Source organism: Streptomyces marianii, assembly GCF_005795905.1.
Lineage (GTDB): Bacteria > Actinomycetota > Actinomycetes > Streptomycetales > Streptomycetaceae > Streptomyces > Streptomyces marianii.
In genome coordinates, this window is record NZ_VAWE01000001.1 from 2,536,806 (window position 1) to 2,563,398 (window position 26,593).

Genomic DNA, 26,593 nt, shown 5'->3' on the forward strand with positions numbered 1-26,593 from the left:
GATAGGATCCGCCTCATGCGCCGTTCCAAAATCGTCTGCACACTGGGCCCCGCCGTCGACTCCTACGAGCAGCTGAAAGCGCTCATCGAGGCCGGCATGAACGTGGCCCGTTTCAACATGAGCCACGGGACCCATGCGGAGCACCAGGAGCGGTACGACCGCCTCCGGCGCGCGGCGGCGGAGACCGGCCGCGCCGTGGGCGTGCTCGCCGACCTCCAGGGCCCGAAGATCCGCCTGGAGACCTTCGCCGAGGGGCCGGTCGAACTGCTCCGCGGCGACGAGTTCACGATCACCACCGAGGACGTGCCCGGCGACAAGTCGATCTGCGGCACGACCTACAAGGGCCTGCCCGGCGACATCTCCAAGGGCGACCAGATCCTGATCAACGACGGCAACGTGGAACTGCGCGCGGTCGAGGTCGAGGGACCGCGGGTGAAGACGGTCGTCATCGAGGGCGGCGTCATCTCGGACCACAAGGGCATCAACCTGCCCGGTGCGGCCGTGAACGTCCCCGCGCTGTCGGAGAAGGACATCGAGGACCTCCGCTTCGCCCTGCGCATGGGTTGCGACCTGGTCGCGCTCTCCTTCGTGCGCGACGCCAACGACGTCAAGGACGTCCACAAGGTGATGGACGAGGAGGGCCGCCGGGTCCCCGTCATCGCCAAGGTGGAGAAGCCGCAGGCCGTGGAGAACATGGCGGACGTCGTCATGGCCTTCGACGGAGTGATGGTGGCGCGCGGCGACCTGGCCGTCGAGTACCCCCTGGAGCGGGTCCCGATGGTGCAGAAGCGGCTGATCGAGCTGTGCCGGCGCAACGCCAAGCCGGTGATCGTCGCGACCCAGATGATGGAGTCGATGATCACCAACTCGCGCCCCACCCGCGCCGAGGCGTCCGACGTCGCCAACGCGATCCTGGACGGCGCCGACGCGGTCATGCTCTCGGCCGAGTCCTCGGTGGGCGCGTATCCGATCGAGACCGTCAAGACGATGTCCAAGATCGTCAGCGCGGCCGAGGAGGAGCTGCTCGCCAAGGGTCTGCAGCCCCTGGTCCCGGGCAAGAAGCCGCGCACCCAGGGCGGTTCGGTCGCCCGCGCCGCAGCCGAGATCGCCGACTTCCTCGACGGCAAGGCCCTGATCGCCTTCACCAAGTCCGGCGACACCGCCCGCCGCCTCTCCCGCTACCGCGCGGAGCAGCCGATCCTGGCCTTCACCACGGACGAGTCCACCCGCAACCAGCTCACGCTGAGCTGGGGCGTCGAGCCCTTCATCGCCCCGTTCGTGGAGACCACGGACGCGATGGTGGACCTCGTGGACGCGGCGCTGCTGAAGCTCCAGCGCTACAGCGAGGGCGACGTCATGATCATCACCGCGGGTTCCCCTCCCGGCGTCCCCGGCACCACGAACATGGTCCGGGTGCACCACCTGGGCAACGGCCACAAGCCCGCCTGACCGGGCCGCCCGTCCGCGCGCCTTCGGGCCGCGCCCCTTTCAGGGGGTGCGGCCCGAAGGCGCTCGTGCCACCCGCACGCGCGCACCGGACGAGAACGCCCCGGAGTTCGGCGCGGACATCCTCGCCTTCGCCAGAGTGAGCCGGGCAAGGGTTCCAAGGCGCTGTCACACGGCATCCGGTACCTTCGGGGCGACTCCGGCGCACGGCTCTTCTTCCGCGAGGTCGACGGCGGCTTCGAGATCACCGCAAGTCCGACAAGCGGAACGAGCCGAACGTCATCAAGGAGCTGCTGAAGATCTATGGCTCATGAGCCGCTGGTAACGGTGGAGACGGCCGATTTCTCCGTCACCCATGTACTCGCCCTGGACGACGACGCCGACACCGTCGAGGACGTCGACGCGGTCATCCGCGCTCGTAACGGCATTGGGTGGACCGCGACGTGCATGACCCCTCGGAAGATCGCCGAGGTGATGGACGACCGGGCCACCACTGGCGAGTGCGCCGACGGGCTGTACCTGCGGATCCCTGACCTCGTGATCGTCCGTGAAGGCGGTCTGGACGCCATGACCAGAGCCTTGGTCGATCTCTTCGCCAAGTACGGCATGGACACCGACGTCCTACCGCGCTTCGACGACGAGGAGGACGAGGACCGCTGACCTTGGGTACCCGCCCTCCGAGCGCCGGCGGAAGGCACCACCTTCGCCGGGGCCCCGGAACATCCGGGCACTGCCGTGTCACCCGGCCGCGAATCGGGCTCAGCGTGCCGACCCCTCGATCCGGGGCACGAACGCTTCCGGCGCCCGGCGAGCACGAGCGCGGTCCGGCCCGGGGCGTCAGTCCGACACCGTCGAGAGTCTCCGCCGTCTCGTCGGCTGACCGTCGTCGGCAGTGGCTGCGCCGGACTGTCTTCACTGCCAGTACGGCCGCGTCACTCCCAAGCCGCCATGCCCGGGATCCGGCATCCCCACGCAGGGGCCATTGCCGGTTCCAAGCTCTTGCCGGTGGTTCCGCACGATGCCCACGGGCTGGTGAACGACTGTGGGCCGCACCCCTCGTAACGAGGTGAGGTGCGGCCCACGGTCTTTTTCGCGGCTCCCGGAGGAATCAGCCGGCGTTCCCGCCGGTGAAGTAGTTGTGCAGGCCGGGCACGGACAGCGTGCCGCCGAACTGGCCGGCCTGGGTCACCTTGACGTCGGTGAACAGGGCGAACGGGACGTTCAGCGGCGGCGGGGTCTTCGGGCTGAACGTGACCGGGATGATGCCGAAGAGGTTGCCCTTCAGCTCCTCCGTGTACATGGTCACCGTGCCGTTGCGGATGGTGGAGGTGGAGCCCCGCTGCGCCTCGACGTGAGCCGTGGTGCCGTTGGGTCCCTCCACCAGCTGGTGGAGGTCCTTGATGTCCACGCCCGACGCGGTGAACTTCAGAACCTTCTTGATCTTGCCACTGCCGGTCCGCACCTCGACGATGCCCTTGTAGTCGAGCCCCTTCAGGGTGAGCCGGGAGCTCTCCAGCACCCACGGCTCGTCGGGGAGCGCCGGGATGCCGGGCTCCGCCTTGGCGTTGGCGAGTGCCTCCGGGTCGGCGGTCGGGCACGGGAAGCGCGGCTTGCCGTCGGCGCCCTCGGGGATGTCCTCGTCCTTGACGGGGTCGAGGCCCTTGACCTTGTCGTCCAGCTCCTCCACCTCGGCGCCGGCCTTCTCGGCGGCCTCCTTGATGGCTTCCTTGGTCTTGTCCGCGACCCCGTCGGCCTCGTCGGTCACGTCGGCCTCGTCGGTCACGTCGGCCTCGTCGGTCACGTCCGAGAGCGCGTCCTTCGCCGGCTCGGTGGGCTTCGACGCGGTGTCCTCGGCCGGCTTCGACGGCTCCTCGGCAGGCTCGGTCGACTCGCTCGCGGCCGGGGCGGCCTCCGGCTCCTCGTCGGGGCCGTCGAAGAGGTCCTTGATCGCGTCGCCGACACCCAGCGGGTCGAGCGGGTTCCGGGTCTCGGACTCGCTCGGGGTGGGCGTCGGGGACGGGTCCGCCTGCTCCGACGAGTCGTCGTTCGCGCGACCGGGCTCGGAGGCGGAGGGACTCTCGCCGGGTTTCGGCTCGTCGGTCTGCTCGTCCGAGGAACCGCTCGGGGACGGCTCGGGCTTGTCCGTCTCCTCCTCGGACGGCTTCTCCGACTCCGAGGCGGACGGCGACGCCGACTCGTCGGGCTCGTCGGGCTCGTCCGACCGCGTCACACAGGGCCCGGGGGCGAACGGGATGTCCTGCTTGTCGTCGGCGAGCGCCAGCTTGGGTGTCATCCCCATGCCGACGAAGACCGCCGTGGGCATCGCGGCGAGAGCCATGGCCTTGCCTGCGGGTATCTGGAGCTTGGTCAGCAGAGACTTCCTCGGAGCCGCGTGGCGCGGCCCCTTTCTCTGGCGGGGCTCCTCGCCGTCAGCCGCGATCAGTGATGTTTCGTCACCCCGCACTGTTACCCCCGCCTTCGGAGTGGATGGTCGTCTTCGTCATGCTCACGGTGTCCGAGAACTGCGGGCCGGGCACGAGCGGCACCTCGCCGTGGTCGCCCGTCGCCGGGGCGGGGGCAGTCGGCTGCGCCGTACCCTCGGCCGACTCGGCGGGCTCACCCGGCGCCCAGGAGATGGAGAGCGCGCCACCGGTCAGAGCGAACAGGAAGCCGATGGCAAAGCCACCGAAGTTGGCCACCGGGATGGAGATCAGGGCCAGCAGAATCGCCGCAACGCCGGCGAACACCCTGACGATGTGGTGGAACCACATCGTCAGACCGAGTGTGACGAGCAGCACCCCGATGATCAGTGCGCCGGCGCCCCCGGTCGTCGCCATGGAGACCGTCATCTGACCGAGGTTGAGGCTCGCGTACGGGAAGTAGGCGATGGGAATGCCGCCCAGCAGCGTGAATAGACCCGCCCAGAAGGGCCGCTGTCCCCGCCAGTCGCGGAACTGCCGCTTCAGGACGCGGACAAAGTGTTCATTCTGCCCCGGTGACTCGGCGCTCATGGAAAGCTCCCTGGAACTGGCTTGCTGGAGAAAGAGGGAGGCGGGCGGACGCGGCTGCCTCGGGCATCCCCGCCCGCCCGCACTGACCCAAAGGTCAGTAGCACTCGACGCCGGAGCCGGCGCCCTTGTGCAGGCGCATACTCAGACCGCTCAGCTTGAAGGTGCCCGCCGTGGTGGCCCACGCCTTCTGCTTGACGCCGGTAAGCTTGACCTCCTCGGCCTGCTGAGCGAACCCGTTCTGCATGATGGTCGTGTCCTTGACCGCCGGGCCCTTGCCGATGCCGTCGTCGTCCGTGTGCTTGGCCGCGACGCCGATGTCGATGTTCTTGAACTCGGCGTCGGCGTCGAGCTCGGTGACATCGAGGTACAGGTTGGTCGCCTCGACGGCTTCCTTGCCCCCACCGGCGTTGAGCTTCAGGGTGATCTTGCCGAGGAGCGGCACGTCGGTGACCACCGACTGGCACATGCCTCGGATCGACGCGTTCTTGAACGACGAGATGGCCACCGGGTGGAGGACCTTCTCGTCACCCTTGGCGACGTCCTTGTAGCCCATGTCGACGCCGCCGTACTGGGCGAAGCCCCGACCGGTCAGCGAGTCGGTCGAGACCTTGAACTCCTGGCCCGACACCGCGAACGAAGCCGCCAGCGCGCCCTGGGCCAGGCCCACGCCGATCGCGGCCGTCGCGGCCACGGACGGCACCATGACGACGGCGAACCGCTTCCATCTGGTCCCACCACGAACCTGGGACATAATTTTCCTCCTTCTCGGACGTACATCTCCGGCGCGGACGTCAAGTCCGCCCTGGGATGGGAGAAGTGCTACGTCCTCGGGAAGGAGAGCGCCGTGCCTCAGGCGCGAGCCGCGTCCGAATCACCGGCGATCACCCCCGAGCGACAACCACTGGCCACGCCTTCGCGCAACCTCGATGGACAGGCCCTGCCGGCGGGGCAGGAACCCCCCTGTCCACGGCCGGCGCCTCTGCCGCCGGCCGGCTCGGTGGGGACCCAGACCGCGGTACGCGGCTGGCTGCCGGGCTGGTGCGGTGAATGGACCGAGCGTCGCCGATCGTGGTGCATTAAGCGCCGGGGCACAAGGGGGTTCGTTACTCGCTAGTAACGGACCGATAACCACGCCACGACGGGGCGATGTCGCCCGGCGACACAGGGTGCCTCAGCCGGGCGCGCCAGACAGGTGGATTGCCGCCGAAAAGCGGACAGAAGAACGCGGTTGATTTACTGCGAGTAACAGCGGCCGCGTTTACCAAGTTTTGGTAAAGCGCGGCCGCCGTTTGTCACTGTGTCGCCAAACCGGCGCGCACGCCCGACACTCCGGGCGGTGGCCCCCACCTCAGGGCGCCGCCCGGAACGGGGGCGCCGGAAACCGGTCTCCTCGACGTCAGAAGAGGACCCTCGCAAGTGCCGTGCGCGCCGCCGTCACCCGCGGGTCGTCCGGACCGATCACCTCGAACAGCTCCAGCAGCCGCAGCCGGGCGGCGTCGCGGTCCTCGCCCGCCGTGCGGCGCACGGTCTCGACGAGCCGGCCGAAGGCGTCCTGCACATGGCCCCCGGCGAGATCCAGGTCCGCCGCGGCGATCTGCGCCGGTACGTCCTCCGGACGGTCGGCGGCCTCCTGGCGCACCTTCTGCGGATCCATCTCCCGCACCCGGGAGAGCAGTTCCGCCTGCGCGAGGCCGAGCTTGGCCTCGGAGTTCGCGGGGTCGTCGGAGAGGATGTTCCGGTATGCCCGGATGGCACCGCCGAGGTCGCCGGCGTCGAGCGCGTCGACCGCGGCCTCGAGCACCGCGTCGTGCGGGCCGGGAGCGGGCGCGGCGACGGCCGCGGGCTCGTCGGCCTCCGCGTCGACGGTCAGACCGGTGAGACCGAAGCGCTGCTCGCCGACCTGGATCAGCTGGTCGAGTGTCTCTCGGATCTGGGGCTCCGGGGCCAGGCCCTGGAAGAGCGGCAGCGCCTGGCCGGCGACCACCGCGAAGACGGCCGGGATCCCCTGGATCCCGAACTGCTGCATCAGCATCTGGTTGGCTTCGACGTCGATCTTGGCGAGCACGAAGCGGCCGTTGTACTCGCCTGCCAGCCGCTCCAGCACCGGGCTCAGCTGCTTGCAGGGCTCGCACCACTCGGCCCAGAAGTCGAGGACGACCGGGACCTCCGCCGAACGCTGGAGAACGTCCCGCTCGAAGCCCGCCTCGTCGACGTCGATCACCAGGGCGGACGGGGGCACCGCACCGCCGCCGCCCTGCCGGGCGGCCTCCGCGCGCGTCTGCTCGGCCTTGGCCTTGGCCTCACCGGCCGCCTTCACCGCGGCGAGGTCGACGACGCCGCTCATGGACATGTTCCTAGGCTGCATGAGTACATCCTCCCCCCTCGGCGCGCGCGAGTGAAAAATCCGGAGCGCCGGGCCTGTGCACCGGTCGTGCGTACCGGCCCCGCGCGCCCGCGCCGGGTCCCCACCCGGCGCCGGCGACTGTCGCTTTCGCTACGAGTCGTAGCGTAACTCGTCCGGAGGGGAGCCGGGGCGCGTCCCCCGGTGAAGTGGCTCACAGCGATCCACCTACTGGCCGGTATGGTCGCCTCCATGTGCAGTCACCGTCGCCGGGCCGCGCCCCGCACCGGCCGTCCCCGCAGCGCCGAGGCGGACGCCGCCATCCTCGACGCCACCAGGGCGGCACTGGTGGAGCTGGGATGGTCGAAGCTGACGCTCGGCGACGTGGCGACCCGGGCCGGGGTGGCGAAGACGACGGTGTACCGGCGCTGGGCGGGCAAGAGCGAGCTGGTGGTGGACGCGGTCGCGGAGCTCTTCGACGAGTTGGAGCTGCCCGACCGGGGCAGCCTGGCCGCGGACATCGAGGGCGTGGTGTTGCAGTTCGCCACGCTGCTGGAACGGCCCGAGGCCAGGACGGCGCTGATGGCCGTGGTGGCGGAGTCGACGACCGACGAGCCGCTGCGCGAGCGGATCAGGGTGTCGATCGTGGACCGGCAGAAACGGCTGGTTCTGGAGGGTCGTGCCCGGGCACAGGCGCGCGGCGAGCTCCCGGAGGAGACCGACCCGGCGGCGGCCGCCCGCACCGCCGATCTGATCTTCGACGTGATCGCGGGCGCGGTCGTGCACCGGGCGCTGGTGAGCTGCGAACCCGTCGACGAGGACTGGGTCCGCCGCTTCACCGCGGTGCTGCTGGGCGGACTGGGGGCGGCGGAGTCCTGACCGGCGGCCCGCGCCACGGGCGGGCGGGATGGCTGCCGGTCGTCGGCGGTCGAGGTGGCCGCACAAGGCGGGCCGTCGACCGCCCGCCGCCGGCAGTCGGGGTGACAGCCCGCCACCGGCCGTGGAGGAGCGCTCGCCACCGCCGACCTCACCGCCACGGACCTCACCACCGCCGACCTCACCGCCACGGACCTCACCACCGCCGACCTCACCGCCACGGACCTCACCGCGCGGAACCACGGACCGGACGCCCCCGAGGTCCCGCCGCGTACCCCCGACCGGCCGGCCCGCTCCGGAGCCTCACCGAAGCCGGTGCCGTGCCTCCACCCGGGGACGTAGGCGCCGAGCCCGGGTCTACAGGGCGAAGACGCGGCGTGCGTTGCCGGACAGGAACAACTCGCGTGCTTCCTCGTCGAGTTCCAGCCGGTCCAGGTGCTCCAGGGCTTGGGCGGGGGTGATCATCGGGTAGTTCGTGCCGAAGAGGACCTTGCGGCGGCCCCGGCCGCGCAGGTAGTCCACGAGTTCGGCCGGGTAGCGGCGGGCGGTGTAGGCGCTGGTGTCGATGTAGACGTTCTCGTGTTTGTCCGCGACCGCGATCATCTCCGTCGTCCACGGGTAGCCGATGTGCCCGCAGACGATGGTCAACTCCGGGAAGTCCAGCGCCACCTGATCGACGTAGGGGATCGGCCGCCCGGTCTCCGACGGTTTGAGCGGACCGGTGTGCCCGACCTGGGTGCAGAAGGGGACGCCGAGTTCGACGCATGCCGCGTAGAGCGGGTAGTACAGCCGGTCGGTGGGCGGCAGCTCCCACAGCCACGGCACCACGCGCAGGGCCACGAACCCCAGCTCCCGAACCGCCCGCCGCAGCTCGCGCACCGCCGCCATGGGCCGGGCCAGGTCGGCGCCCGCCACCCCGCGCAGCCGTCCGCCCGCCGCGGCGACGAACCCGGCGACCTCGTCGTTGTCGATCAGCGCACCCTGCGGCCCGTACCAGGCAGCGGCCAGACCGATCTCCACGTCCGCCGCTTCCAGCGCGGCCACCGTCAGCTCCACCGGCAGCGCCTCCTCCAGGAGTCCGAGCCCGGTCCACCTCCGCAAGGACTCGAACATCTCGTGGTTGGAGTGGCGCAACGTCGGATGCTGCATCCAGGCATCGATGACCGGCACGGTTCTGGCCCCTCCTCCGAGCCGCTGTGGCGAGCAGACCCCAGCGGCTAAGCGATCGCTTACCCGGACTCTAGCGGGAACCCGGCCGGTGGACTACCCGACAGTAGGGATGTGCCGGTACCGGCCGGCCGGGCCCTGCGGGAGCCCGCGGCCTGCCCCGCACTCATTCCCCCGTGGGCGACTCGCGTTCCTCCGTCCCCGCACCGCGACCTTCCCGTCACGGCCCTGCGGAGGCGGCCGCGGCCGGACCGTAAACCCGGCGACGCCCTCCAGCGTCACCGACCGCCCCGTCCGGCCCCGACCTCCCGCAGACGAACCAGTCCTTCGACGCCCGGCCCCGGCTCAGAAGCCGGGGGGCTCGGTGTACGTGCCCCACTCGTCCCGCAGTACGTTGCAGATCTCGCCGAGGGTGGCCTCGGCACGGACGGCGTCCAGCATCGGCTCGATCATGTTCGAGCCGTCGCGGGCGGCGGCCAGCATCCTCTCCAGCGACGCCTTGACCCGGGCGTCGTCGCGACGGGCCTTGCGGTCGCCCAGGATGCGGACCTGCTCCCACTCGACCTCGTGGCTGACGCGGAGGATCTCCAGGTCGCCGGTGACGGAGCCGTGGTGGACGTTGACGCCGACGACCCGCTTGTCGCCCTTCTCCAGCGACTGCTGGTAGCGGAAGGCCGACTCGGCGATCTCGCCGGTGAACCAGCCGTCCTCGATTCCGCGCAGGATGCCGGAGGTGATGGGCCCGATGGGGTGCTTCCCGTCCGGGTGGGCGCGCAGTCCGCGCTCCTTGATCTGGTCGAAGATCTTCTCGGCGTCCGCCTCGATACGGTCGGTGAGCTGCTCCACGTACCAGGCGCCGCCCAGCGGGTCTGCCACGTTGGCGACGCCCGTCTCCTCCATCAGCACCTGCTGCGTGCGCAGGGCGATCTCGGCGGCCTGCTCCGACGGCAGCGCCAGCGTCTCGTCCAGGGCGTTGGTGTGCAGCGAGTTCGTGCCGCCGAGGACGGCCGCGAGGGCCTCGACGGCCGTGCGCACGACGTTGTTGTACGGCTGCTGGGCGGTCAGCGAGACACCGGCCGTCTGGGTGTGGAACCGCAGCCACTGCGCCTTGTCGGTCTTCGCCCCGTAGACCTCCTTCATCCAACGGGCCCAGATGCGGCGGGCCGCGCGGAACTTGGCGATCTCCTCGAAGAAGTCCAGGTGCGCGTCGAAGAAGAAGGACAGTCCGGGCGCGAAGACGTCCACGTCCAGTCCGCGGCTGAGGCCGAGTTCGACGTACCCGAAGCCGTCGGCGAGCGTGTACGCGAGCTCCTGCGCTGCCGTCGCCCCCGCCTCGCGGATGTGGTAGCCGGAGACGGAGAGCGGCTTGTACGCCGGGATGTCGCGGGCGCAGTACTCCATCAGGTCGCCGATGAGGCGCAGATGGGGCTCCGGCTCGAACAGCCACTCCTTCTGGGCGATGTACTCCTTGAAGATGTCGGTCTGGAGCGTGCCGTTCAGGACGCCCGGGTCGACACCCTGCCGCTCGGCGGCGACGAGGTACATGCAGAAGGCGGGGACGGCGGGTCCGCTGATCGTCATCGAGGTGGTGACGTCGCCGAGCGGGATGTCCTTGAAGAGGACGTCCATGTCGGCGGCGGAGTCGATGGCGACACCGCAGTGGCCGACCTCGCCGAGGGACCGCGGGTCGTCGGAGTCGCGCCCCATCAGCGTCGGCATGTCGAAGGCGACGCTGAGCCCGCCGCCACCGGCGGCCAGGATCATCTTGTACCGCTCGTTGGTCTGCTCGGCGTTGCCGAAGCCGGCGAACTGGCGGATGGTCCAGGTGCGGCCGCGGTAGCCCGTCGGGTACAGACCGCGCGTGAACGGGTACTCGCCCGGCCATCCGATCCGCTCGAAGCCGTCGTAGGTGTCGCCGGGCCGGGGCCCGTAGACCGGCTCGACCGGATCACCGGAGAGCGTGGTGAAGTCGGCGTTCCGCTTCTTCGCGGAGTCGTACCGGGCCTGCCAGCGGCGGCGGCCCTCCTCGATGGCGTCAGCGTCCATACCCACGAATTTACTAGGACGTCCTAGTAAATGTCGATGGCAGACCGCCGTACGCGTGCGTACGGCGGGGTGACTACGCCTTGACGGCCACCGGCTCCGACTCGCTGACCAGCGGCGCTACCGAGCGTGTGACATTGCGCTCGACGAAGAAGGCGACGAAGGGGATCGTCCCGGAGAGCAGCACCCACAGCAGCCTGCCGAACGGCCACTTGGCCTTGGAGCCGAGGTCGAAGGCGAAGACCAGGTAGACGATGTAGAGGACGCCGTGCGCCTGGGAGACGGCGAAGGTGATGTCCTCACCCGTGTCGAAACCGTACTTGAACACCATGGAGGTGCACAGCACGAGCAGCATGACGGCGGTGACGTAGGCCATCACCCGGTAACGGGTCAGGACGCTCTTCTTCATGGCGATGAGGGTAACGGTCCGCTTTGGGCGATCTTCGGGTGGGTCGGCCCCGGGCCGAGGCGGCCCGGCACACGTCCGCCGGGGCCGGTCAGCCCTCGTCGAAGTCGTGCGCCGCGACCCTCAGCGGCCGCAGCAGCGCGAAGATCTCCGCGCACTCCTCGGAGTCGTAGGCGCCGAGCCCGAAGTCCATCTCCATGAGGTCCCGGGTGGCCGCCTCGACGACCTCGCGCCCCTTGTCCGTGATGGAGGCCAGCGTGCCGCGGCCGTCGTTGGGGTTGGGCCGCTTGGCGACCAGACCGGATCTCACCAGGCGGTCCACGGTGTTCGTGACGGAGGTCGGGTGGACCATCAGCCGCTCACCGATCTTGGACATCGGCAGCTCCCCGGCCTTGGAGAAGGTGAGCAGCACCAGCGCCTCGTACCGGGCGAAGGTCAGCCCGTACGGCTTGACCACGGCGTCGACCTCGGCGAGCAGGATCTGGTGGGCCCGCATGATCGAGGTGATCGCGGCCATCGAGGGCACGGGGCCCCAGCGCTGCTGCCAGAGCTCGTCGGCTCGGGCGATGGGGTCGAAGGGAAGGCTGAGCGGCTTCGGCACGGCATCGACCTTACCCACTGGTCACATGCTGGTCAGCCCTGTCTCGCACTTCGGTCGTCCCCCGCCCGCGACCAGTCCGCCTCCCGCCGCGCGGCCCGCCGCGGCCGGCGCCGTGCGGCGGGCGGCGGCGGGCGCGGCGGGAGGCGGGCGGCGGCGGGCGCGGCGGGAGGCGGGCGGCGGCGGGGGGCGGGCTGGGCACCGGGGGCGACACGGTCCCGGCCGTTCGAACGGAGACCGCGTCCGAGCGGGTGGGACGGTGCCGGTCAGGCGGACAGGTGGCGTTCCACGGTCTCGACCTTGCCCGTCAGACCGTCCGTGACGCCCGGCCTGACGTCGGCCTTGAGGACGAGGGAGACGCGCGGGGCGCGTGCCTCGACCGCGGCGACGGCGCGCCTGACGACGTCCATCACCTCGTCCCACTCACCTTCGACCGAGGTGAACATCGCATCCGTGCGGTTCGGCAGTCCGGACTCGCGGACGACGCGGACCGCGTCGGCGACGTACTCGCCGACGTCCTCGCCCACGCCGAGCGGGGTGACGGAGAAGGCGACGATCACGCGTTCACCGTGCCCTCACGGCGGGCGCGGGAGGCGATGACCGCGTCCGCGGCGGCGCGCTTGAGCTTGCGGTCGGCGAAGAAGCCGCCGAACGGGACCACCGACAGGACGAAGTAGACCGCGGCCGTCCTGACGTCCCACTTGGTGCGGTTCCAGGCGTCCAGCCAGAAGAGCACGTACAGGATGAAGAGGACGCCGTGGATCGCGCCCATGACCGGGACCGCGTTGAACTCCGTCGTGCGCTTGAGTACCGAGCAGACGAGCAGGAGCAGGAAGGACACGGCCTCGGGACCGGAGACGAGCCGGAGGCGGTGGAGGGCGGAGGCGGTCTTGATGTCCACGGCGGGCACCTTCGGGGGAGGGGGCGATGGTCTTGTGAACGGACGCACAAGCGTAGCCATTCTGGCACCGCGTTTTCCCCGCCCTTTACCCGGGTGGCCTCGGGGTCGGGTCAGGGTCGTGTTCACTCCCGGGGGCCTGTCCGAACACGCGGCCCGCCCAGTACCTTCACCCCGTGGCAATGTTCCGACTTCAAGGCAGCAAAGTGCTCGCCGTCGACATGACCGGGGACTCCGTCAAGGCGAAGAACGGGTCCATGGTCGCGTACGACGGCCACATGGACTTCAAGAAACTGTCCGGCGGCGGTGAGGGCATCCGCGGCATGGTGACCCGCCGCCTCACCGGCGAGCAGATGACCATGATGGAGGTGAAGGGCCAGGGCACCTGCTATTTCGCCGATCGCGCCTCCGAGATCAATCTCGTCTCGCTGCACGGCGACAAGCTGTACGTCGAGTCGAGCAATCTCCTCTGCACGGACGGCGGGCTGCGCACCGGCACCAGCTTCACCGGACTGCGCGGCGGCGCGACCGGCAACGGACTGTTCACGACGACCGTCGAGGGCACGGGCCAGGCCGCGATCATGTCGGACGGCCCGGCCGTGGTGCTGCGCGTGACGCCCCAGTACCCGCTCTCCGTGGACCCGGGCGCCTACATCGCGCACCAGGGCGGTCTTCAGCAGCAGTTCCAGTCCGGGGTCACCTTCCGCACGCTCATGGGCGAGGGCGGCGGCGAGGCCTTCCAGATCCGGTTCGAGGGCGACGGGCTCGTGTACGTGCAGCCGAGCGAGCGGAACACCATCGGAGGGGACGTCTGATGCCGTTCCGCGAGATCAACTCGAAGATGGTCGAGGCGACGGTGGTTCCCGGCCAGAAGATGTACAGCCAGCGCGGCGCGATGCTCGCCTACAAGGGCGACGTCTCCTTCACCCCGAACATCGCCGGCGGCCAGGGCGGCCTGATGTCGATGATCGGCCGGCGGGTCGCCGACGAGGCGACGCCGCTGATGACGGTCGAGGGCTCGGGCACGGTCATGTTCGGCCACGGCGGCCACCACATCCAGGTCATCGGCCTCACCGGCGACACCCTGTACGTCGAGGCCGACCGGCTGCTGGCCTTCGACGGCACCCTGCAGCAGGGCACGATGTTCATGGGCTCGCAGGGCGGGGTCATGGGGATGGTGCGCGGCCAGGTCACCGGCCAGGGCCTGTTCACCACCACCCTGAAGGGTCACGGCGCCGTTGCCGTCATGGCACACGGCGGGGTGATCGAACTGCCGATCACACCGGGCCGGCCGGTCCACGTGGACCCTCAGGCGTACGTCGCGCACCACGGCGACGTACGGAACAAGCTCTCCACCGCGCTGGGCTGGCGCGACATGGTGGGGCGCGGCTCGGGCGAGGCGTTCCAGCTCGAACTGAGCGGCAGTGGTGCGGTGTACGTCCAGGCGTCGGAGGAGAAGCTGTGAGCACGCCGGTGATTCATGATCCGATGACGCTGCCGAGCGACGACAACGTCAACCCGTACACCTTCTGCGTGGAGCTCAAGGGCTCCCAGTGGTTCCTGCAGAAGGGGAAGATGATCGCCTACTACGGGCGGATCGACTTCAACGGGATCGGCCACGGCCGGCTGGACCGGCTGATGCGCACCAGCTTCCACTCGCCGCTGCACGCGAGCGACTGGGTGGTGGCCGAGGGCAGCGGCAAGATGCTGCTCGCGGACCGGGCCTTCGACGTCAACTCCTTCGACCTGGACGAGGGCAATCTGACGGTCCGGGCCGGGAACCTGCTGGCGTACCAGCCCTCGCTGGCCCTGAAGCAGTCGATCGTTCCCGGCTTCCTCACGCTGATCGGCACGGGGAAGTTCGTCGCGGCGTCGAACGGCCCCGTGGTCTTCATGGAGCCCCCGATCCGGGTGGACCCGCAGGCGCTGGTGGGCTGGGCGGACTGCCCTTCGCCGTGCCACCACTACGACCACGGATACATGAGCGGGGTGATGGGCGGCCTGCGGCAGCTGTCCGGGATCGGCGGTGCCTCGGGCGAGGAGCACCAGTTCGAGTTCGTCGGCGCGGGCACGGTGCTGATGCAGTCGACCGAGGCGCTCATGCCCGAACAGGCGACCGGCGCGGTCCCGCACGCGGACGGGGTACCGGGCGGCGGTCACGGCGCCGGTCAACACGGCTCCACCCCGCGCCTGCCCGGTCAGCTGGGGGACCTCCAGCGTCGCTTCGGCTTGTGAGCGGTAGGCTGCGGAGTGTGACGTCGAACGTCTGCACCCTTCTCGGGGGACTCGGGGTGCCGGATGTGACCGTCCCCGCTTTCGTCCGGATTTCAACTTCTTAGGGTAGTATCCATATATGGAGACCGAGACGGCCACGCGCTGGCTGAGCGATACGGAGCAGTGCGCCTGGCGCACCTATCTGGATGTCAACAGACTGTTGACCTACCAGATGGAAAAGGATCTGCAACCGTTCGGCCTGACCAACAACGACTACGAAATCCTCGTCAACCTCTCGGAGTCCCCCGAGCGGCGCATGAGGATGAGCGATCTGGCGGCGGCCACGCTGCAGTCCAAGAGCCGGCTCTCCCACCAGATCACCCGCATGGAGAACGCGGGCCTGGTGCGCCGGGAGAACTGCGAGTCCGACCGCCGCGGGCTGTACGCGGTACTCACCGACCAGGGCATGGAGACCATGCAGAAGGTCGCGCCGCACCACGTCGAGTCCGTGCGCCAGCACTTCATCGACCTGCTGTCCCCGGAGGCGCTCGCCGACCTCCACGAATCCCTCAAACCGGTGGCGGAGCACCTGCGGGGCCGCCGCGGCAGGGTCTGACCGGACCCGTACGAGCAGCTGACGCGGGCTCCGGCCTGGGACGCGCGGGACCCGGCCCTGTGGTCCGGACGTCCGCACGCGTGGCCCGCCGCGCCGCCTCAGCACGTGCCTTGGGGGAATGGGCACGCGCGGGGACCGGCGCGGTGCGGGTCTGCCGGACGGGCGCGCGGGGCTCGGACCCGCGCGGCCCCTTCCGGTGCGCCCAGCCGGGCTGCGGTCCGGCACCGCGACCCCCAGTCACGAAGGCCCCGCGGTCCGGTGCGGCGCCCCGCCGACGGCCGGGCGCCGTCCGCCAGTCCCACCGGACGCCGTCCGCGGACCGTGCGGGTCGTGCGGGTCGTGCGGAACTCAGGGCTCAGGACGCCAGGGGCAGGCGGAGCACGAAGAGAGCGCCGCCTTCGGCCGCCGCCGAGACCGTCAGCGTCCCCCGTGGCGCCGGGCCACGCGGTGCCGTTGCCGAAGCCGGGCCGCTCCTCGTTGTCGCCCGGGGCGGCGGGCGCCCCGGTCATGGCCTCGAGGTCCTCGCTCGCCGCGCGGACCCGGGCGCCGCGCGGCAGTGACGCGGGCGGCGATGCACCGCGAACGTCCGCCCGGCCGCCCGGCCGAGCCCCGGAACCCGCTCTCCGGGCCGCGAGGCCTCCGTCCGGCCACGTGACCGGACGGCGCCGGTCAGTCGCCCGTCAGGCCCGCGACGAGTTCGTCAGCCGCCGCGTACGGGTCCAGTTCGCCCGCGACGATGCGCTCCGCGAGAGCGCCCAGGCGACGGTCGCCGCGGAGGTCGCCGATGCGTTCGCGGAGGGCCGTGACCGCGATGGTCTCCACCTCGTGCGCGGCGCGGCGGGCGCGGCGCTCGGCGAGGACTCCGTGCTCCTCCATCCAGGCGCGGTGCTTCTCCAGGGCCTCGACGACCTCGTCGACGCCCTGGGCCCGCGCGGCGACCGTCTTCACGATGGGCGGACGCCAGTCGCCCGGCCCCCGGGACTCGCCCAGCCCGAGCATGTGGTTCAGCTCGCGGGCGGTGGCGTCGGCGCCGTCGCGGTCCGCCTTGTTGACCACGTACACGTCGCCGATCTCCAGGATCCCCGCCTTCGCTGCCTGGATGCCGTCGCCCATGCCGGGCGCCAGCAGCACCACGGACGTGTCGGCCTGGGAGGCGATCTCCACCTCCGACTGGCCGACGCCGACCGTCTCCACGAGCACCACGTCGCAGCCGGCCGCGTCGAGGACGCGGATCGCCTGCGGCGCGGCCCAGGCGAGTCCGCCGAGATGGCCGCGGGTGGCCATCGAGCGGATGTAGACCCCCGGATCGGAGGCGTGGTCGGACATCCGCACCCGGTCCCCGAGCAGCGCACCGCCGCTGAACGGGGACGACGGGTCGACGGCGAGCACTCCGACGCGCTTGCCGGCCTTCCGGTACGCGGTCACCAGCGCCGAGGTGGACGTGGACTTGCCGACCCCCGGCGAACCCGTCAGGCCCACCACGTACGCGCCGCCGGTCAGCGGCGCGAGCTCCGCCATGACCTCGCGGAGCTGCGGGGACGCCCCCTCGACGAGCGAGATCAGCCGGGCCACGGCCCGCGGCCTGCCCTCCCTCGCCTGGGCGACCAGCTGGGGGACGTCCACCATCGTGCGTGCTCCGATCTCTGGAGGTCTTACTTCGCCGGTACGCGGACGATCAGCGCGTCGCCCTGACCGCCGCCGCCGCACAGCGCCGCCGCGCCGGTCCCGCCGCCGCGCCGCTTCAGCTCCAGCGCCAGGTGCAGCACGATGCGCGCGCCGGACATGCCGATCGGGTGGCCGAGGGCGATCGCGCCGCCGTTGACGTTCACCTTTTCCGGGGATACCCCGAGGTCCTTCATCGACTGCACGGCCACGGCGGCGAACGCCTCGTTGATCTCGATGAGGTCGAGGTCCGAGACCTCTAGGCCGTCCTTCTTGAGGGCGTGCGCGATCGCGTTGGACGGCTGGGACTGCAGCGAGTTGTCCGGGCCCGCGACGTTTCCGTGGGCACCGATCTCGGCGATCCAGTCCAGACCGAGTTCCTCGGCCTTGGCCTTGCTCATCACGACCACGGCGGCGGCGCCGTCGGAGATCTGCGAGGAGGTACCGGCCGTGATCGTGCCGTCCTTGGCGAACGCGGGGCGCAGCTTGCCGAGCGACTCGACGGTGGTCTCGGCGCGGATGCCCTCGTCCTTGCTGAAGACGACCGGCTCGCCCTTGCGCTGCGGGATCTCGACGGGCGTGATCTCGGCCTCGAACAGGCCGTTCTTCTGCGCGGCCGCGGCACGCTGGTGGGACAGCGCGGCGATCTCGTCCTGCTCGGGGCGGGCGATGCCGAGGCGGGTGTTGTGCTTCTCGGTGGACTCGCCCATGGCGATGCCCTCGAACGCGTCGGTGAGGCCGTCGTGCGCCATCGCGTCGAGCATCTCGATCGCGCCGTACTTGAAGCCCTCGCGGGACTTCGGCAGCAGGTGCGGCGCGTTGGTCATGGACTCCTGGCCGCCGGCGACGACGACGTCGAATTCACCCGCACGGATCAGCTGGTCGGCGAGGGCGATCGCGTCCAGGCCGGACAGGCACACCTTGTTGATCGTGAGGGCCGGGACGCTCATGGGGATGCCGGCCTTGACGGCCGCCTGACGGGCCGGGATCTGCCCGGCGCCCGCCTGCAGCACCTGGCCCATGATCACGTACTGCACCTGGTCACCGCCGATGCCGGCCCGGTCCAGCGCGGCCTTGATGGCGAAGCCGCCCAGGTCGGCGCCGGAGAAGGACTTCAGTGAGCCGAGCAGCCGTCCCATGGGGGTACGCGCCCCGGCGACGATGACGGATGTGGTGCTGTTCGTTCCAGTCATGAGAGGGGATCCCCTTCCAGCGCGGCGGCTGAGGAGTGAACGAGGGTTTACTCGAACTGTACTGAGCGGTATGCGCTCGGGTCACCGGGCAGCCGGTGTGATCGCGCGCACGTTGCGTAACCACCGCCGGGAGCGCTGCACTGGAACCATGCTGACGCGAATCGACCACATCGGGATCGCCTGTTTCGACCTCGACAAGACCGTCGAGTTCTACCGGGCCACGTACGGCTTCGAGGTCTTCCACACGGAGGTCAACGAGGAGCAGGGCGTGCGGGAGGCCATGCTCAAGATCAATGAGACCTCGGACGGCGGCGCCTCCTACCTCCAGCTCCTGGAGCCCACCCGCGAGGACTCCGCGGTCGGGAAGTGGCTGGCCAAGAACGGCGAAGGGGTCCACCACATCGCCTTCGGCACGGCGGACGTGGACGGTGCCGCCGGCGACATCCGGAGCAAGGGCGTACGGGTGCTCTACGACGAGCCGCGCATCGGTTCGATGGGCTCCCGGATCACGTTCCTGCACCCCAAGGACTGCCACGGCGTCCTCACCGAACTGGTCACTTCCGCCGACCCCACCTCAGCGGAGCACTGACCGCCGGGATTCCCGGCCCGGTAGAGTGGGCCGCTCCGGGCCGGGGCCGGGCCGGGGCCGCGCCGCGTCCTCGTGACTGATCTGACACCATTTCCCCGGGGGGCCGTTCAGGCGAACGGTGCTCGTCTGTAGAGAGTTGCGACCAGGGGACGGATGGGACCGCGCAGTGCGGGGCTACGAACGCCAGGAGAGCCACCGAGCTGACGACGACCACCTCTCGCGGTTCGAAGCCGAGATGGACCGGCTGAAGACCGAGCGGGAGAAGGCCGTCCAGCACGCCGAGGACCTCGGATACCAGGTCGAGGTGTTGCGCGCCAAGCTCCACGAGGCGCGTCGCACCATCGCGTCCCGTCCCGCGTACGACAGCGCCGACATCGGCTACCAGGCCGAACAGCTGCTCCGGAACGCCCAGATCCAGGCCGACCAGCTGCGTTCGGACGCCGAGCGGGAGCTGCGCGAGGTCCGGGCCCAGACGCAGCGCATCCTCCAGGAGCACGCCGAGCACCAGGCCCGTCTGCAGGCCGAGTTGCACACGGAGGCGAACCAGCGCCGCCAGCGCCTCGACCAGGAGCTGGCGGAGCGCCGGCAGACCGTCGAGGCGCACGTCAACGAGAACGTGGCCTGGGCCGAACAGCTCCGCGCCCGCAGCGAGTCCCAGGCGCGCCGGCTCCTGGACGAGTCGCGCGCCGAGGCCGAGCAGGGCCTCGCCGCCGCCCGCGCCGAGGCCGCCCGGGTCGCCGAGGAGGCCCGGCAGCGGCTCAGCTCCGAGGCGGAGTCCGCCCGCGCCGAGGCGGAGGCCGTCCTCCTGCGCGCCCGCAGGGACGCCGAGCGGCTGCTGAACGCCGCCTCCAGCCAGGCCCAGGAGGCCACCAGCCACGCCGAGCAGCTGCGCTCGGCGACGACCGCCGAGTCCGACCAGGCCCGCCAGCAGGCCGCGGAGCTCAGCCGGGGCGCCGAGCAGCGGATGCAGGAGGCCGAGGACCGGCTCCGCGAGGCGCGTACGGAGGCCGAGAAGGCCGTCGCCGAGGCCAAGGAGACCGCGGCCAAACTGCTCGGGAGCGCCGAGTCGGCGAACGAGCAGCGGGCCAGGACCGCCAAGGCCGAGATCGCCCGGCTCGTCGGCGAGGCCACCAAGGAGGCCGAGAACCTCAGGAGCGAGGCCGAGCAGGCGCTGGCGGACGCCAAGGCCGAGGCGGAGAAGCTGGTCGCGGAGGCGTCGGACAAGGCCCGTACGGTCGCCGCCGAGGACTCCGCCGCCCAGCTCGCGAAGGCGGCGCGAACCGCCGAGGAGGTCCTGGACAAGGCGTCCGAGGACGCCAAGGACACCACCCGCAAGGCCGTCGAGGAGGCCGAGCGGATCCGCCGCGAGGCCGAGGCGGAGGCGGACCGGCTGCGCGCCGAGGCCCATGGCACGGCCGAGGAGCTCAAGGGCGCGGCGAAGGACGACACCAAGGAGTACCGCGCCAAGACGGTCGAACTGCAGGAGGAGGCCCGGCGGCTGCGCGGTGAGGCCGAGCAGCTGCGTTCCGAGGCCGTCGCCGAGGGCGAGCGGATCCGCGGCGAGGCGCGCCGCGAGGCCGTCCAGCAGATCGAGGAGGCGGCGAAGACCGCCGAGGACCTGCTGACGAAGGCGAAGGCCGACGCCGACGACGTGCGGTCCAAGGCCACCACGGACAGCGAGCGCGTCCGCACCGAGGCCATCGAGCGGGCCACGACCCTGCGCCGCCAGGCCGAGGAGACGCTGGAGCGCACCCGTACCGAGGCGGACCGGCTGCGCACCGAGGCCGAGGAGCAGGCCGAGGAGACGAAGGCGGCGGCCGAGCGCGCCGCCGCCGAACTGCGCGAGGAGGCCGAGCGCGGCGTCGCCGCCCGCCAGGCCGAGGCCGCGGACGAGCTGACCCGGCTGCACTCGGAGGCGGAGGCCCGTCTCGCGTCGGCCGAGGAGGCGCTGACCGAGGCGCGCGCGGAGGCCGAGCGGATCCGCCGCGAGGCCGAGGCGGAGGCCGAGCGGCTGCGCACGGAGACGGCCGAGCGCAGCCGTACGCTCCTGGAGCAGGCCGAGCGGGAGGCCGAGCGGCTGCGCACCGAGGCCGCGTCCGACGCGTCGGCTTCCCGGGCCGAGGGCGAGGCCGTCGCCGTGCGGCTGCGCACGGAGGCCGCCACGGAGGCCGAGCGGCTGAAGTCCGATGCGCAGGAGACCGCCGACCGGGTTCGTGGCGAGGCCGCAGCGGCCGCCGAACGGGTCGGTCAGGAGGCGTCCGAGGCGCTCGCCGCCGCCCAGGAGGAGGCCAACCGGCGCCGCCGCGAGGCGGAGGAGATCCTCGGCGCGGCCCGTGGCGAGGCCGACCAGGAGCGGGAACTGGCCCGCGAGCAGAGCGAGGAGCTGCTCGCCGCCGCCCGCAAGCGGGTCGAGGACGCCCAGACCGAGGCCCAGCGGCTGGTGGAGGAGGCGGACCGGCGCGCCACCGAGATGGTGTCGGCCGCCGAGCAGACCGCCCAGCAGGTGCGGGACTCCGTGTCCGGTCTGCAGGAGCAGGCCGAACAGGAGATCTCCGGGCTGCGCAGCGCCGCCGAGCACGCGGCGGAGCGCACGAGGACGGAGGCGCAGGAGGAGGCGGACCGCGTCCGCGCCGACGCCTACGCCGAGCGGGAGCGCGCCACCGAGGACGCCAACCGCGTCCGGGCGCGCGCCGACGAGGAGGCGGAAGCCGCCAAGTCGCTCGCCGAGCGGACCATGAACGAGGCGATCACCGAGTCGGACCGGGTGCGCGCCGAGACCTCGGAGTACGCCCAGCGGATGCGCACCGAGGCGGCCGACGCGCTGGCCTCCGCCGAGCAGGACGCGACACGGGCCCGGGCCGAGGCCCGTGAGGACGCCAACCGGATGCGTTCCGAGGCCGCGGCCCAGGCCGACCGGCTCGTGGCCGAGGCCACGAGCGAGTCCGACCGCGTCACGACCGAGGCGTCCGAGCTGCTGTCGCTCGCCGAGCAGGACGCGGCACGGCTGCGGGCCGAGGCCGAGCAGGTCAAGGAGGAAGGCGCGCGCCAGGCCGAGGAGCTGCGCGCGTCCGCCCGGGCGGACGGCGAACAGCTCCTGGACGAGGCCAGGAAGTCCGCGGACAAGCGCCGTGCCGACGCTGCCGAGCAGGCCGACCAGCTCATCGCCGAGGCGGGCTCCGAGGCGGAACGGCTGCGCGCCGAGGCGGCCGACACCGTGGGCACCGCCCAGCAGCGGGCGGACCGCGTCAGGGCCGAGGCGGAGCGGCTCCGCGAGGAGGCCGAGCGCGCCGCCGAGCAGATGCGCTCGGAGGCCCGCGAGGAGGCCGACCGCACACTCGACACCGCCAGGAAGGACGCGGCCAAGCGCCGCGCGGACGCGGCGGAGCAGGTCGACCAGTTGATGGCCAAGACGCAGGAGGAGGCGCTGCGCGCCACGACCGATGCGGAGTCGCAGGCGGACACCATGGTCGGCGCGGCCCGCAAGGAGGCCGACCGGCTGGTCGCGGAGGCCACCGTCGAGGGCAACTCCCTGGTCGAGAAGGCCCGTACGGACGCCGACGAGCTGCTGGTGGGGGCGCGCGGCGACGCGACCGCCATCCGGGAGCGCGCGGAGGAGCTGCGCAGGCGCGTCGAGAACGAGGTCGAGGAGCTGCACGAGCGGGCCCGCCGGGAGTCCGCCGAGCAGATGAAGGCCGCGGGCGAGCGCTGCGACCAGTTGGTGAAGGCCGCGGAGGAGCAGCAGGCCGAGGCCGGGGCGAAGGCCAAGGAACTGGTGTCGGAGGCCAATTCGGAGGCCGGCAAGGTGCGCATCGCCGCCGTGAGGAAGGCGGAGGCGCTGCTCAAGGAGGCCGAGCAGAAGAAGGCCGGGCTGGTCCGGGAGGCCGAGAAGGTCAAGGCGGACGCGGAGCGCGAGGCCGAGCGCATGATCGAGGAGGGCCAGCGGGAGCTGGACGTGCTCGTGCGCCGGCGTGAGGACATCCAGGCGGAGATCTCCCGGGTGCAGGACGTGCTGGAGGCGCTGGAGTCGTTCGAGGCTCCGGCCGGCAAGGACGGCGGGGTCAAGGCGGGGGCGTCAGCCGGGGTTACACGTTCGAGTGGCAAGTCCTCCGAGAGCTAGCCACCCGAAAGGCTGGACATTCTCCATATCAAACGGGCATCAGCTCGATGACACGCCGCTCGGGCGCCTAGGATTCCCCCTAACACCTCAGCCGGTCTCATTCGACAGGAACCCCATGAGCGACACTTCCTCCCCCTTCGGCTTCGAGCTCGTGCGGCGTGGGTACGACCGCGGTCAGGTGGACGACCGCATTACCAAACTCGTCGCCGATCGTGACAGTGCTCTCACACGTATCACCTCACTGGAAAAGCGCATCGAGGAGCTGCATCTCGAGACGCAGAATGCCCAGGCCCAGGTCAACGACGCGGAGCCGTCCTACGCGGGACTCGGTGCGCGTGTCGAGAAGATCCTCCGCCTCGCCGAGGAGGAGGCGAAGGACCTGCGTGAGGAGGCCCGGCGCGCGGCGGAACAGCACCGCGAGCTCGCCGAGGGCGCCGCCCAGCAGGTGCGCAACGACGCCGAGGCGTTCGCGGCGGATCGCAAGCAGAAGGCCGAGGACGAGGGCGTCAGGATCGTCGAGAAGGCGCAGAGCGAGGCGAACTCGCTCCGTGCCGACGCGCAGAAGGACGCGCAGTCCAAGCGCGAGGAGGCGGACGCGCTCTTCGAGGAGACCCGCGCCAAGGCCGCCCAGGCCGCCGCGGACTTCGAGACGAACCTCGCGAAGCGCCGCGAGCAGTCCGAGCGCGACCTGGCGTCGCGTCAGGCGAAGGCGGAGAAGCGCCTCGCGGAGATCGAGCACCGCGCCGAGCAGCTGCGCCTGGAGGCCGAGAAGCTGCGCACGGACGCGGAGCGCCGTGCCCGGCAGACCGTCGAGACCGCGCAGCGCCAGGCCGAGGACATCGTGGCCGACGCGAACGCGAAGGCGGACCGTATCCGCAGCGAATCGGAGCGCGAGCTGGCGGCGCTGACGAACCGTCGCGACTCCATCAACGCCCAGCTGACCAACGTCCGCGAGATGCTGGCCACGCTGACCGGCGCGGCGGTCGCCGCGACGGGTGCCCCGGCGGACGACGAGCCGGTGTCCCGCGGCGTCCCGGCGCAGCAGACCCGCTGACGGCGCAGCCCGTACGGCAGTACGCTCCACGTGCGCCCGGTGCCTTCGAAGGCACCGGGCGCACGCGTCTTCCCGGGGCCCGCACGGCGCTGCGCGGGCCGGGCCGCTGCCGGCCGTCACCGGCCGGACGGCGAGAACCGGGTGGCGGCCGCGCTGCTCGGCGGCTTCCCGGTGCTCAAGGAGCGGGACGCCTGACCTGACCGGCGCCCGCACCGGGCAGGTCGTTCACCATGGCCGGAACCGTCAGGCCCCGGATATCCTCTAACTCTTACGGGGGGCTGCGGCCGTGTGCGACCGTGCCCCGACGACCTGACCTGTCGATGGGGCTGGAGTAATGATCGAGGCAGTCGGCCTGACCAAGCGCTACGGCGCCAAGACGGCCGTGTACAACCTTTCCTTCCAGGTGCGGCCCGGTGCCGTCACCGGCTTCCTCGGGCCGAACGGCTCGGGCAAGTCGACGACGATGCGCATGATCCTCGGCCTCGACCAGCCGACGTCCGGCCATGTCACGATCGGTGGCCACCCGTTCCGGAGGCTGCCCAACGCGCCGCGTCAGGTCGGTGCGCTCCTCGACGCCAAGGCGGTCCACGGCGGGCGGAGCGCGCGCAGCCATCTGCTGTCCCTCGCCCAGCTGTCCGGCATCCCGGCCCGCAGGGTCGACGAGGTGCTCGGGGTCGTGGGCCTCCAGGACGTCGCCAAACGGCGCTCCAAGGGCTTCTCCCTCGGCATGGGGCAGCGGCTCGGCATCGCCGCGGCCCTGCTCGGCGACCCGCAGGTACTGCTCTTCGACGAGCCGGTGAACGGTCTCGACCCGGAAGGCATCCTCTGGGTGCGCAATCTGATGAAGCAGCTGGCCTCCGAGGGCCGTACCGTCTTCGTCTCCTCGCACCTGATGAGCGAAATGGCCCTCACCGCCGATCATCTGATCGTCATCGGGCGGGGCCAGCTGCTCGCGGACATGAGCGTGAAGGACTTCATCGCGCACAACTCGGCGGGCTTCGCACGGGTGCGGACGCCGCAGACCGAGCCGCAGCAGCGGGAGAAGCTGACCGGAGTCCTCACCGAGGCCGGCGGCCAGGTCATGCCGGAGCCGGACGGGGCCTTGCGGGTGACGGGCCTCACGCTCCCCGCGATCAGCGACCTGGCGCACGACGCCGACGTCCGGCTGTGGGAGCTCTCGCCGCACCAGGCGTCCCTTGAAGAGGCGTACATGCGGATGACGCAGGCCGCCGTGGACTACCGCTCCACGGACGACCGCAAGGCCGGTCTGATGCAACCGCCGCCGGTGGGATACGACCCGTCGGCGCTGATGGTCCCGGAGGTGCCGCAGCAGGGCTGGTACGCCCCGCCGCCCCCCGGGCAGAACCCGTACGCGGCCCCTCCGGCCGCACCTCCCACCGCGACTGCGGCCGTGCCGCCGGCCCCGGCCGCGTCCGCCCCGGCTCCTGCCGCCGCCCCCGCAGCCCCGACCAAGAGCAACACCGAGGACGCCCGATGACGACCCCGTACCAGCAGCAGGGCGCGTACCCTCAGGGCGCCTACCACTCCCCCATCCCCGTGCGGGCGGCGCACCTCGGCGACGCGCTCGCCTCCGAGTGGACCAAGATCCGTTCGGTCCGCTCCACGATGTGGACGCTCGGCGTGATGATCGTGCTGATGGTCGGCATCGGTCTGCTGTCGGCGATCGCCGTGTCCTCGGCGGAGCCCGAGCTGGGCGAGGAGTCCGTCCTCAGCCTCGGCTTCTTCGGCGTTCTGCTCGGCTCGATCTGCGTGATCACGCTGGGTGTGCTGACCATCGCCTCCGAGTACGGGACCGGAATGATCCGCACCACCCTGACCGCGTGCCCCAGCCGCGCCCGGGTGCTGACGGCGAAGGCGATCGTCTTCTTCCTGCTGGTCTTCGTGATCACGACCGTGACCGCCGCGATCGTCGGAGCCCTGCAGACGGCGATCGTGGACGCGGGCGTCAGCACCGGCGAGGACTGGTTCCGGGCGACGGTCGGCGTCGGGCTGTTCCTCGCCCTGCTCGGACTGCTCTCACTTGCCGTCGGAGCGCTGATCCGGCACTCCGCGGGTGCGATCACCATCATGATCGGCGTGGTCCTGCTGCCGCTGGTGCTGGCCCTGTTCATGTACGCGGAATCACTGCGGAACGTACAGGACTTCCTGCTCGAGTACTCCATCCCGAGCCAGCTGGGCGTGCTCTACGACGCGCCGGTGACGACCCAGGGCCCGCACGGCTGGGAGCCGCTGTGGATCATGCTGTGCATGGCCGGCGTGACCATGGCCGGCGCCTACCTCGCCCTCGACCGGCGCGACGTCTGACCGCCCGGCAGCCGGCCCGTCGGCGGCCGGTCCGGGC

At 71.3% G+C, this 26,593-nt stretch carries 25 protein-coding genes; 13 read left to right on the forward strand and 12 right to left on the reverse strand.

Annotation, left to right across the window (positions count from 1 at the left end):
• The first annotated feature begins 15 nt into the window (after positions 1 to 15).
• Complete coding sequence (pyk, locus tag FEF34_RS11320) at positions 16 to 1,449, forward strand: pyruvate kinase (RefSeq protein ID WP_138053064.1); 1,434 nt, start codon at positions 16 to 18, stop codon at positions 1,447 to 1,449.
• Positions 1,450 to 1,749: 300 nt separating this feature from the next.
• Positions 1,750 to 2,106 (forward strand): hypothetical protein, encoded by a 357-nt coding sequence (locus FEF34_RS11325; RefSeq protein ID WP_234042358.1) that lies wholly within the window; start codon positions 1,750 to 1,752, stop codon positions 2,104 to 2,106.
• Positions 2,107 to 2,554: 448 nt separating this feature from the next.
• Here FEF34_RS11325 and FEF34_RS11330 read toward each other — a convergent pair whose 3' ends face one another.
• The 4 genes from FEF34_RS11330 to FEF34_RS11350 all read right to left on the reverse strand — a co-directional run bounded on the left by FEF34_RS11330 (position 2,555) and on the right by FEF34_RS11350 (position 6,822).
• The gene (locus FEF34_RS11330; protein WP_138053065.1) at positions 2,555 to 3,910 is read right to left on the reverse strand and encodes an ICP22 family protein; all 1,356 of its coding nucleotides are present in this window, start codon (positions 3,908 to 3,910) and stop codon (positions 2,555 to 2,557) included.
• Positions 3,900 to 4,457 carry a DUF6114 domain-containing protein gene (locus FEF34_RS11335; RefSeq protein WP_138053066.1) on the reverse strand — a complete coding sequence of 186 codons (558 nt, stop codon included), beginning with the start codon at positions 4,455 to 4,457 and terminating at the stop codon, positions 3,900 to 3,902. The genes FEF34_RS11330 and FEF34_RS11335 overlap by 11 nt, the downstream gene beginning before the upstream one ends.
• A 94-nt stretch (positions 4,458 to 4,551) precedes the next feature.
• Complete coding sequence (locus FEF34_RS11340) at positions 4,552 to 5,211, reverse strand: DUF6230 family protein (RefSeq protein ID WP_138053067.1); 660 nt, start codon at positions 5,209 to 5,211, stop codon at positions 4,552 to 4,554.
• Positions 5,212 to 5,853: 642 nt separating this feature from the next.
• Positions 5,854 to 6,822 carry a tetratricopeptide repeat protein gene (locus FEF34_RS11350; protein WP_171052913.1) on the reverse strand — a complete coding sequence of 323 codons (969 nt, stop codon included), beginning with the start codon at positions 6,820 to 6,822 and terminating at the stop codon, positions 5,854 to 5,856.
• A gap of 216 nt (positions 6,823 to 7,038) precedes the next feature.
• Between FEF34_RS11350 and FEF34_RS11355 the strand changes: the two genes are divergently transcribed.
• Complete coding sequence (locus FEF34_RS11355; protein WP_138057411.1) at positions 7,039 to 7,677, forward strand: TetR/AcrR family transcriptional regulator; 639 nt, start codon at positions 7,039 to 7,041, stop codon at positions 7,675 to 7,677.
• Between the two features lie 354 nt (positions 7,678 to 8,031).
• Here FEF34_RS11355 and FEF34_RS11365 read toward each other — a convergent pair whose 3' ends face one another.
• The 6 genes from FEF34_RS11365 to FEF34_RS11390 all read right to left on the reverse strand — a co-directional run bounded on the left by FEF34_RS11365 (position 8,032) and on the right by FEF34_RS11390 (position 12,789).
• Positions 8,032 to 8,844 (reverse strand): amidohydrolase family protein, encoded by an 813-nt coding sequence (locus FEF34_RS11365; RefSeq protein ID WP_138053069.1) that lies wholly within the window; start codon positions 8,842 to 8,844, stop codon positions 8,032 to 8,034.
• Positions 8,845 to 9,186: 342 nt separating this feature from the next.
• A complete protein-coding gene (locus FEF34_RS11370; RefSeq protein ID WP_138053070.1) occupies positions 9,187 to 10,887 on the reverse strand; it encodes an acyl-CoA mutase large subunit family protein in 1,701 nt (566 codons plus the stop codon).
• Between the two features lie 73 nt (positions 10,888 to 10,960).
• Complete coding sequence (locus FEF34_RS11375; RefSeq protein WP_138053071.1) at positions 10,961 to 11,293, reverse strand: DUF3817 domain-containing protein; 333 nt, start codon at positions 11,291 to 11,293, stop codon at positions 10,961 to 10,963.
• 88 nt (positions 11,294 to 11,381) lie between these two features.
• Positions 11,382 to 11,891: a MarR family winged helix-turn-helix transcriptional regulator gene (locus FEF34_RS11380; RefSeq protein ID WP_138057412.1), complete on the reverse strand. Its 510-nt coding sequence runs from the start codon at positions 11,889 to 11,891 to the stop codon at positions 11,382 to 11,384.
• 263 nt (positions 11,892 to 12,154) lie between these two features.
• The gene (locus FEF34_RS11385; protein WP_138053072.1) at positions 12,155 to 12,448 is read right to left on the reverse strand and encodes an MTH1187 family thiamine-binding protein; all 294 of its coding nucleotides are present in this window, start codon (positions 12,446 to 12,448) and stop codon (positions 12,155 to 12,157) included.
• Positions 12,445 to 12,789 carry a DUF3817 domain-containing protein gene (locus FEF34_RS11390; protein WP_138053073.1) on the reverse strand — a complete coding sequence of 115 codons (345 nt, stop codon included), beginning with the start codon at positions 12,787 to 12,789 and terminating at the stop codon, positions 12,445 to 12,447. Before FEF34_RS11390 ends, FEF34_RS11385 begins: the two co-directional genes overlap by 4 nt.
• 179 nt (positions 12,790 to 12,968) lie before the next feature.
• Between FEF34_RS11390 and FEF34_RS11395 the strand changes: the two genes are divergently transcribed.
• The 4 genes from FEF34_RS11395 to FEF34_RS11410 all read left to right on the forward strand — a co-directional run bounded on the left by FEF34_RS11395 (position 12,969) and on the right by FEF34_RS11410 (position 15,616).
• A complete protein-coding gene (locus tag FEF34_RS11395; RefSeq protein ID WP_138057413.1) occupies positions 12,969 to 13,601 on the forward strand; it encodes an AIM24 family protein in 633 nt (210 codons plus the stop codon).
• Complete coding sequence (locus FEF34_RS11400; protein WP_138053074.1) at positions 13,601 to 14,251, forward strand: AIM24 family protein; 651 nt, start codon at positions 13,601 to 13,603, stop codon at positions 14,249 to 14,251. The genes FEF34_RS11395 and FEF34_RS11400 overlap by 1 nt, the downstream gene beginning before the upstream one ends.
• Positions 14,248 to 15,021 carry an AIM24 family protein gene (locus FEF34_RS11405; RefSeq protein WP_138053075.1) on the forward strand — a complete coding sequence of 258 codons (774 nt, stop codon included), beginning with the start codon at positions 14,248 to 14,250 and terminating at the stop codon, positions 15,019 to 15,021. The genes FEF34_RS11400 and FEF34_RS11405 overlap by 4 nt, the downstream gene beginning before the upstream one ends.
• 118 nt (positions 15,022 to 15,139) lie before the next feature.
• Positions 15,140 to 15,616, forward strand: coding sequence for a MarR family winged helix-turn-helix transcriptional regulator (locus tag FEF34_RS11410; protein WP_138053076.1), 477 nt, complete (start codon positions 15,140 to 15,142; stop codon positions 15,614 to 15,616).
• 669 nt (positions 15,617 to 16,285) lie between these two features.
• On the opposite strand, the gene meaB is transcribed toward FEF34_RS11410, so the two are convergent.
• Positions 16,286 to 17,242 carry a methylmalonyl Co-A mutase-associated GTPase MeaB gene (gene meaB / locus FEF34_RS11415; protein ID WP_138053077.1) on the reverse strand — a complete coding sequence of 319 codons (957 nt, stop codon included), beginning with the start codon at positions 17,240 to 17,242 and terminating at the stop codon, positions 16,286 to 16,288.
• Positions 17,243 to 17,268: 26 nt separating this feature from the next.
• Entirely contained in the window at positions 17,269 to 18,471 is a 1,203-nt protein-coding gene (locus tag FEF34_RS11420) for an acetyl-CoA C-acetyltransferase (RefSeq protein ID WP_138053078.1), read from the reverse strand.
• Between the two features lie 148 nt (positions 18,472 to 18,619).
• Here FEF34_RS11420 and mce point away from each other — a divergent pair, with 148 nt between their 5' ends.
• The 6 genes from mce to FEF34_RS11445 all read left to right on the forward strand — a co-directional run bounded on the left by mce (position 18,620) and on the right by FEF34_RS11445 (position 26,556).
• Positions 18,620 to 19,060, forward strand: coding sequence for a methylmalonyl-CoA epimerase (mce, locus tag FEF34_RS11425; protein WP_138053079.1), 441 nt, complete (start codon positions 18,620 to 18,622; stop codon positions 19,058 to 19,060).
• A 166-nt stretch (positions 19,061 to 19,226) separates the two neighbouring features.
• The gene (gene scy / locus FEF34_RS11430) at positions 19,227 to 23,177 is read left to right on the forward strand and encodes a polarized growth protein Scy (RefSeq protein WP_138053080.1); all 3,951 of its coding nucleotides are present in this window, start codon (positions 19,227 to 19,229) and stop codon (positions 23,175 to 23,177) included.
• A 115-nt stretch (positions 23,178 to 23,292) separates the two neighbouring features.
• A complete protein-coding gene (locus FEF34_RS11435) occupies positions 23,293 to 24,231 on the forward strand; it encodes a coiled-coil domain-containing protein (RefSeq protein WP_138053081.1) in 939 nt (312 codons plus the stop codon).
• 39 nt (positions 24,232 to 24,270) lie between these two features.
• Positions 24,271 to 24,426, forward strand: coding sequence for a hypothetical protein (locus tag FEF34_RS41190; RefSeq protein WP_171052914.1), 156 nt, complete (start codon positions 24,271 to 24,273; stop codon positions 24,424 to 24,426).
• A 139-nt stretch (positions 24,427 to 24,565) separates the two neighbouring features.
• Complete coding sequence (locus FEF34_RS11440; protein ID WP_138053082.1) at positions 24,566 to 25,729, forward strand: ABC transporter ATP-binding protein; 1,164 nt, start codon at positions 24,566 to 24,568, stop codon at positions 25,727 to 25,729.
• Positions 25,726 to 26,556, forward strand: coding sequence for an ABC transporter permease subunit (locus FEF34_RS11445; RefSeq protein ID WP_138053083.1), 831 nt, complete (start codon positions 25,726 to 25,728; stop codon positions 26,554 to 26,556). The genes FEF34_RS11440 and FEF34_RS11445 overlap by 4 nt, the downstream gene beginning before the upstream one ends.
• Positions 26,557 to 26,593 lie beyond the last annotated feature (37 nt).

Excerpts from the sequence above, each read along its gene's own strand:
- FEF34_RS11375 (WP_138053071.1), bottom strand. The coding sequence starts at position 11,293 with ATGAAGAAGAGCGTCCTGACCCGTTACCGGGTGATGGCCTACGTCACC.
- FEF34_RS11400 (WP_138053074.1), top strand. The coding sequence starts at position 13,601 with ATGCCGTTCCGCGAGATCAACTCGAAGATGGTCGAGGCGACGGTGGTT.
- FEF34_RS11420 (WP_138053078.1), bottom strand. The coding sequence starts at position 18,471 with ATGACTGGAACGAACAGCACCACATCCGTCATCGTCGCCGGGGCGCGT.
- mce (WP_138053079.1), top strand. The coding sequence starts at position 18,620 with ATGCTGACGCGAATCGACCACATCGGGATCGCCTGTTTCGACCTCGAC.
- FEF34_RS11395 (WP_138057413.1), top strand. The coding sequence starts at position 12,969 with ATGTTCCGACTTCAAGGCAGCAAAGTGCTCGCCGTCGACATGACCGGG.
- FEF34_RS11355 (WP_138057411.1), top strand. The coding sequence starts at position 7,039 with ATGGTCGCCTCCATGTGCAGTCACCGTCGCCGGGCCGCGCCCCGCACC.
- FEF34_RS11410 (WP_138053076.1), top strand. The coding sequence starts at position 15,140 with ATGGAGACCGAGACGGCCACGCGCTGGCTGAGCGATACGGAGCAGTGC.
- FEF34_RS11335 (WP_138053066.1), bottom strand. The coding sequence starts at position 4,457 with ATGAGCGCCGAGTCACCGGGGCAGAATGAACACTTTGTCCGCGTCCTG.
- FEF34_RS11440 (WP_138053082.1), top strand. The coding sequence starts at position 24,566 with ATGATCGAGGCAGTCGGCCTGACCAAGCGCTACGGCGCCAAGACGGCC.
- pyk (WP_138053064.1), top strand. The coding sequence starts at position 16 with ATGCGCCGTTCCAAAATCGTCTGCACACTGGGCCCCGCCGTCGACTCC.
- FEF34_RS11445 (WP_138053083.1), top strand. The coding sequence starts at position 25,726 with ATGACGACCCCGTACCAGCAGCAGGGCGCGTACCCTCAGGGCGCCTAC.
- meaB (WP_138053077.1), bottom strand. The coding sequence starts at position 17,242 with ATGGTGGACGTCCCCCAGCTGGTCGCCCAGGCGAGGGAGGGCAGGCCG.
- FEF34_RS11435 (WP_138053081.1), top strand. The coding sequence starts at position 23,293 with ATGAGCGACACTTCCTCCCCCTTCGGCTTCGAGCTCGTGCGGCGTGGG.
- FEF34_RS11370 (WP_138053070.1), bottom strand. The coding sequence starts at position 10,887 with ATGGACGCTGACGCCATCGAGGAGGGCCGCCGCCGCTGGCAGGCCCGG.
- FEF34_RS11350 (WP_171052913.1), bottom strand. The coding sequence starts at position 6,822 with ATGCAGCCTAGGAACATGTCCATGAGCGGCGTCGTCGACCTCGCCGCG.
- FEF34_RS11325 (WP_234042358.1), top strand. The coding sequence starts at position 1,750 with ATGGCTCATGAGCCGCTGGTAACGGTGGAGACGGCCGATTTCTCCGTC.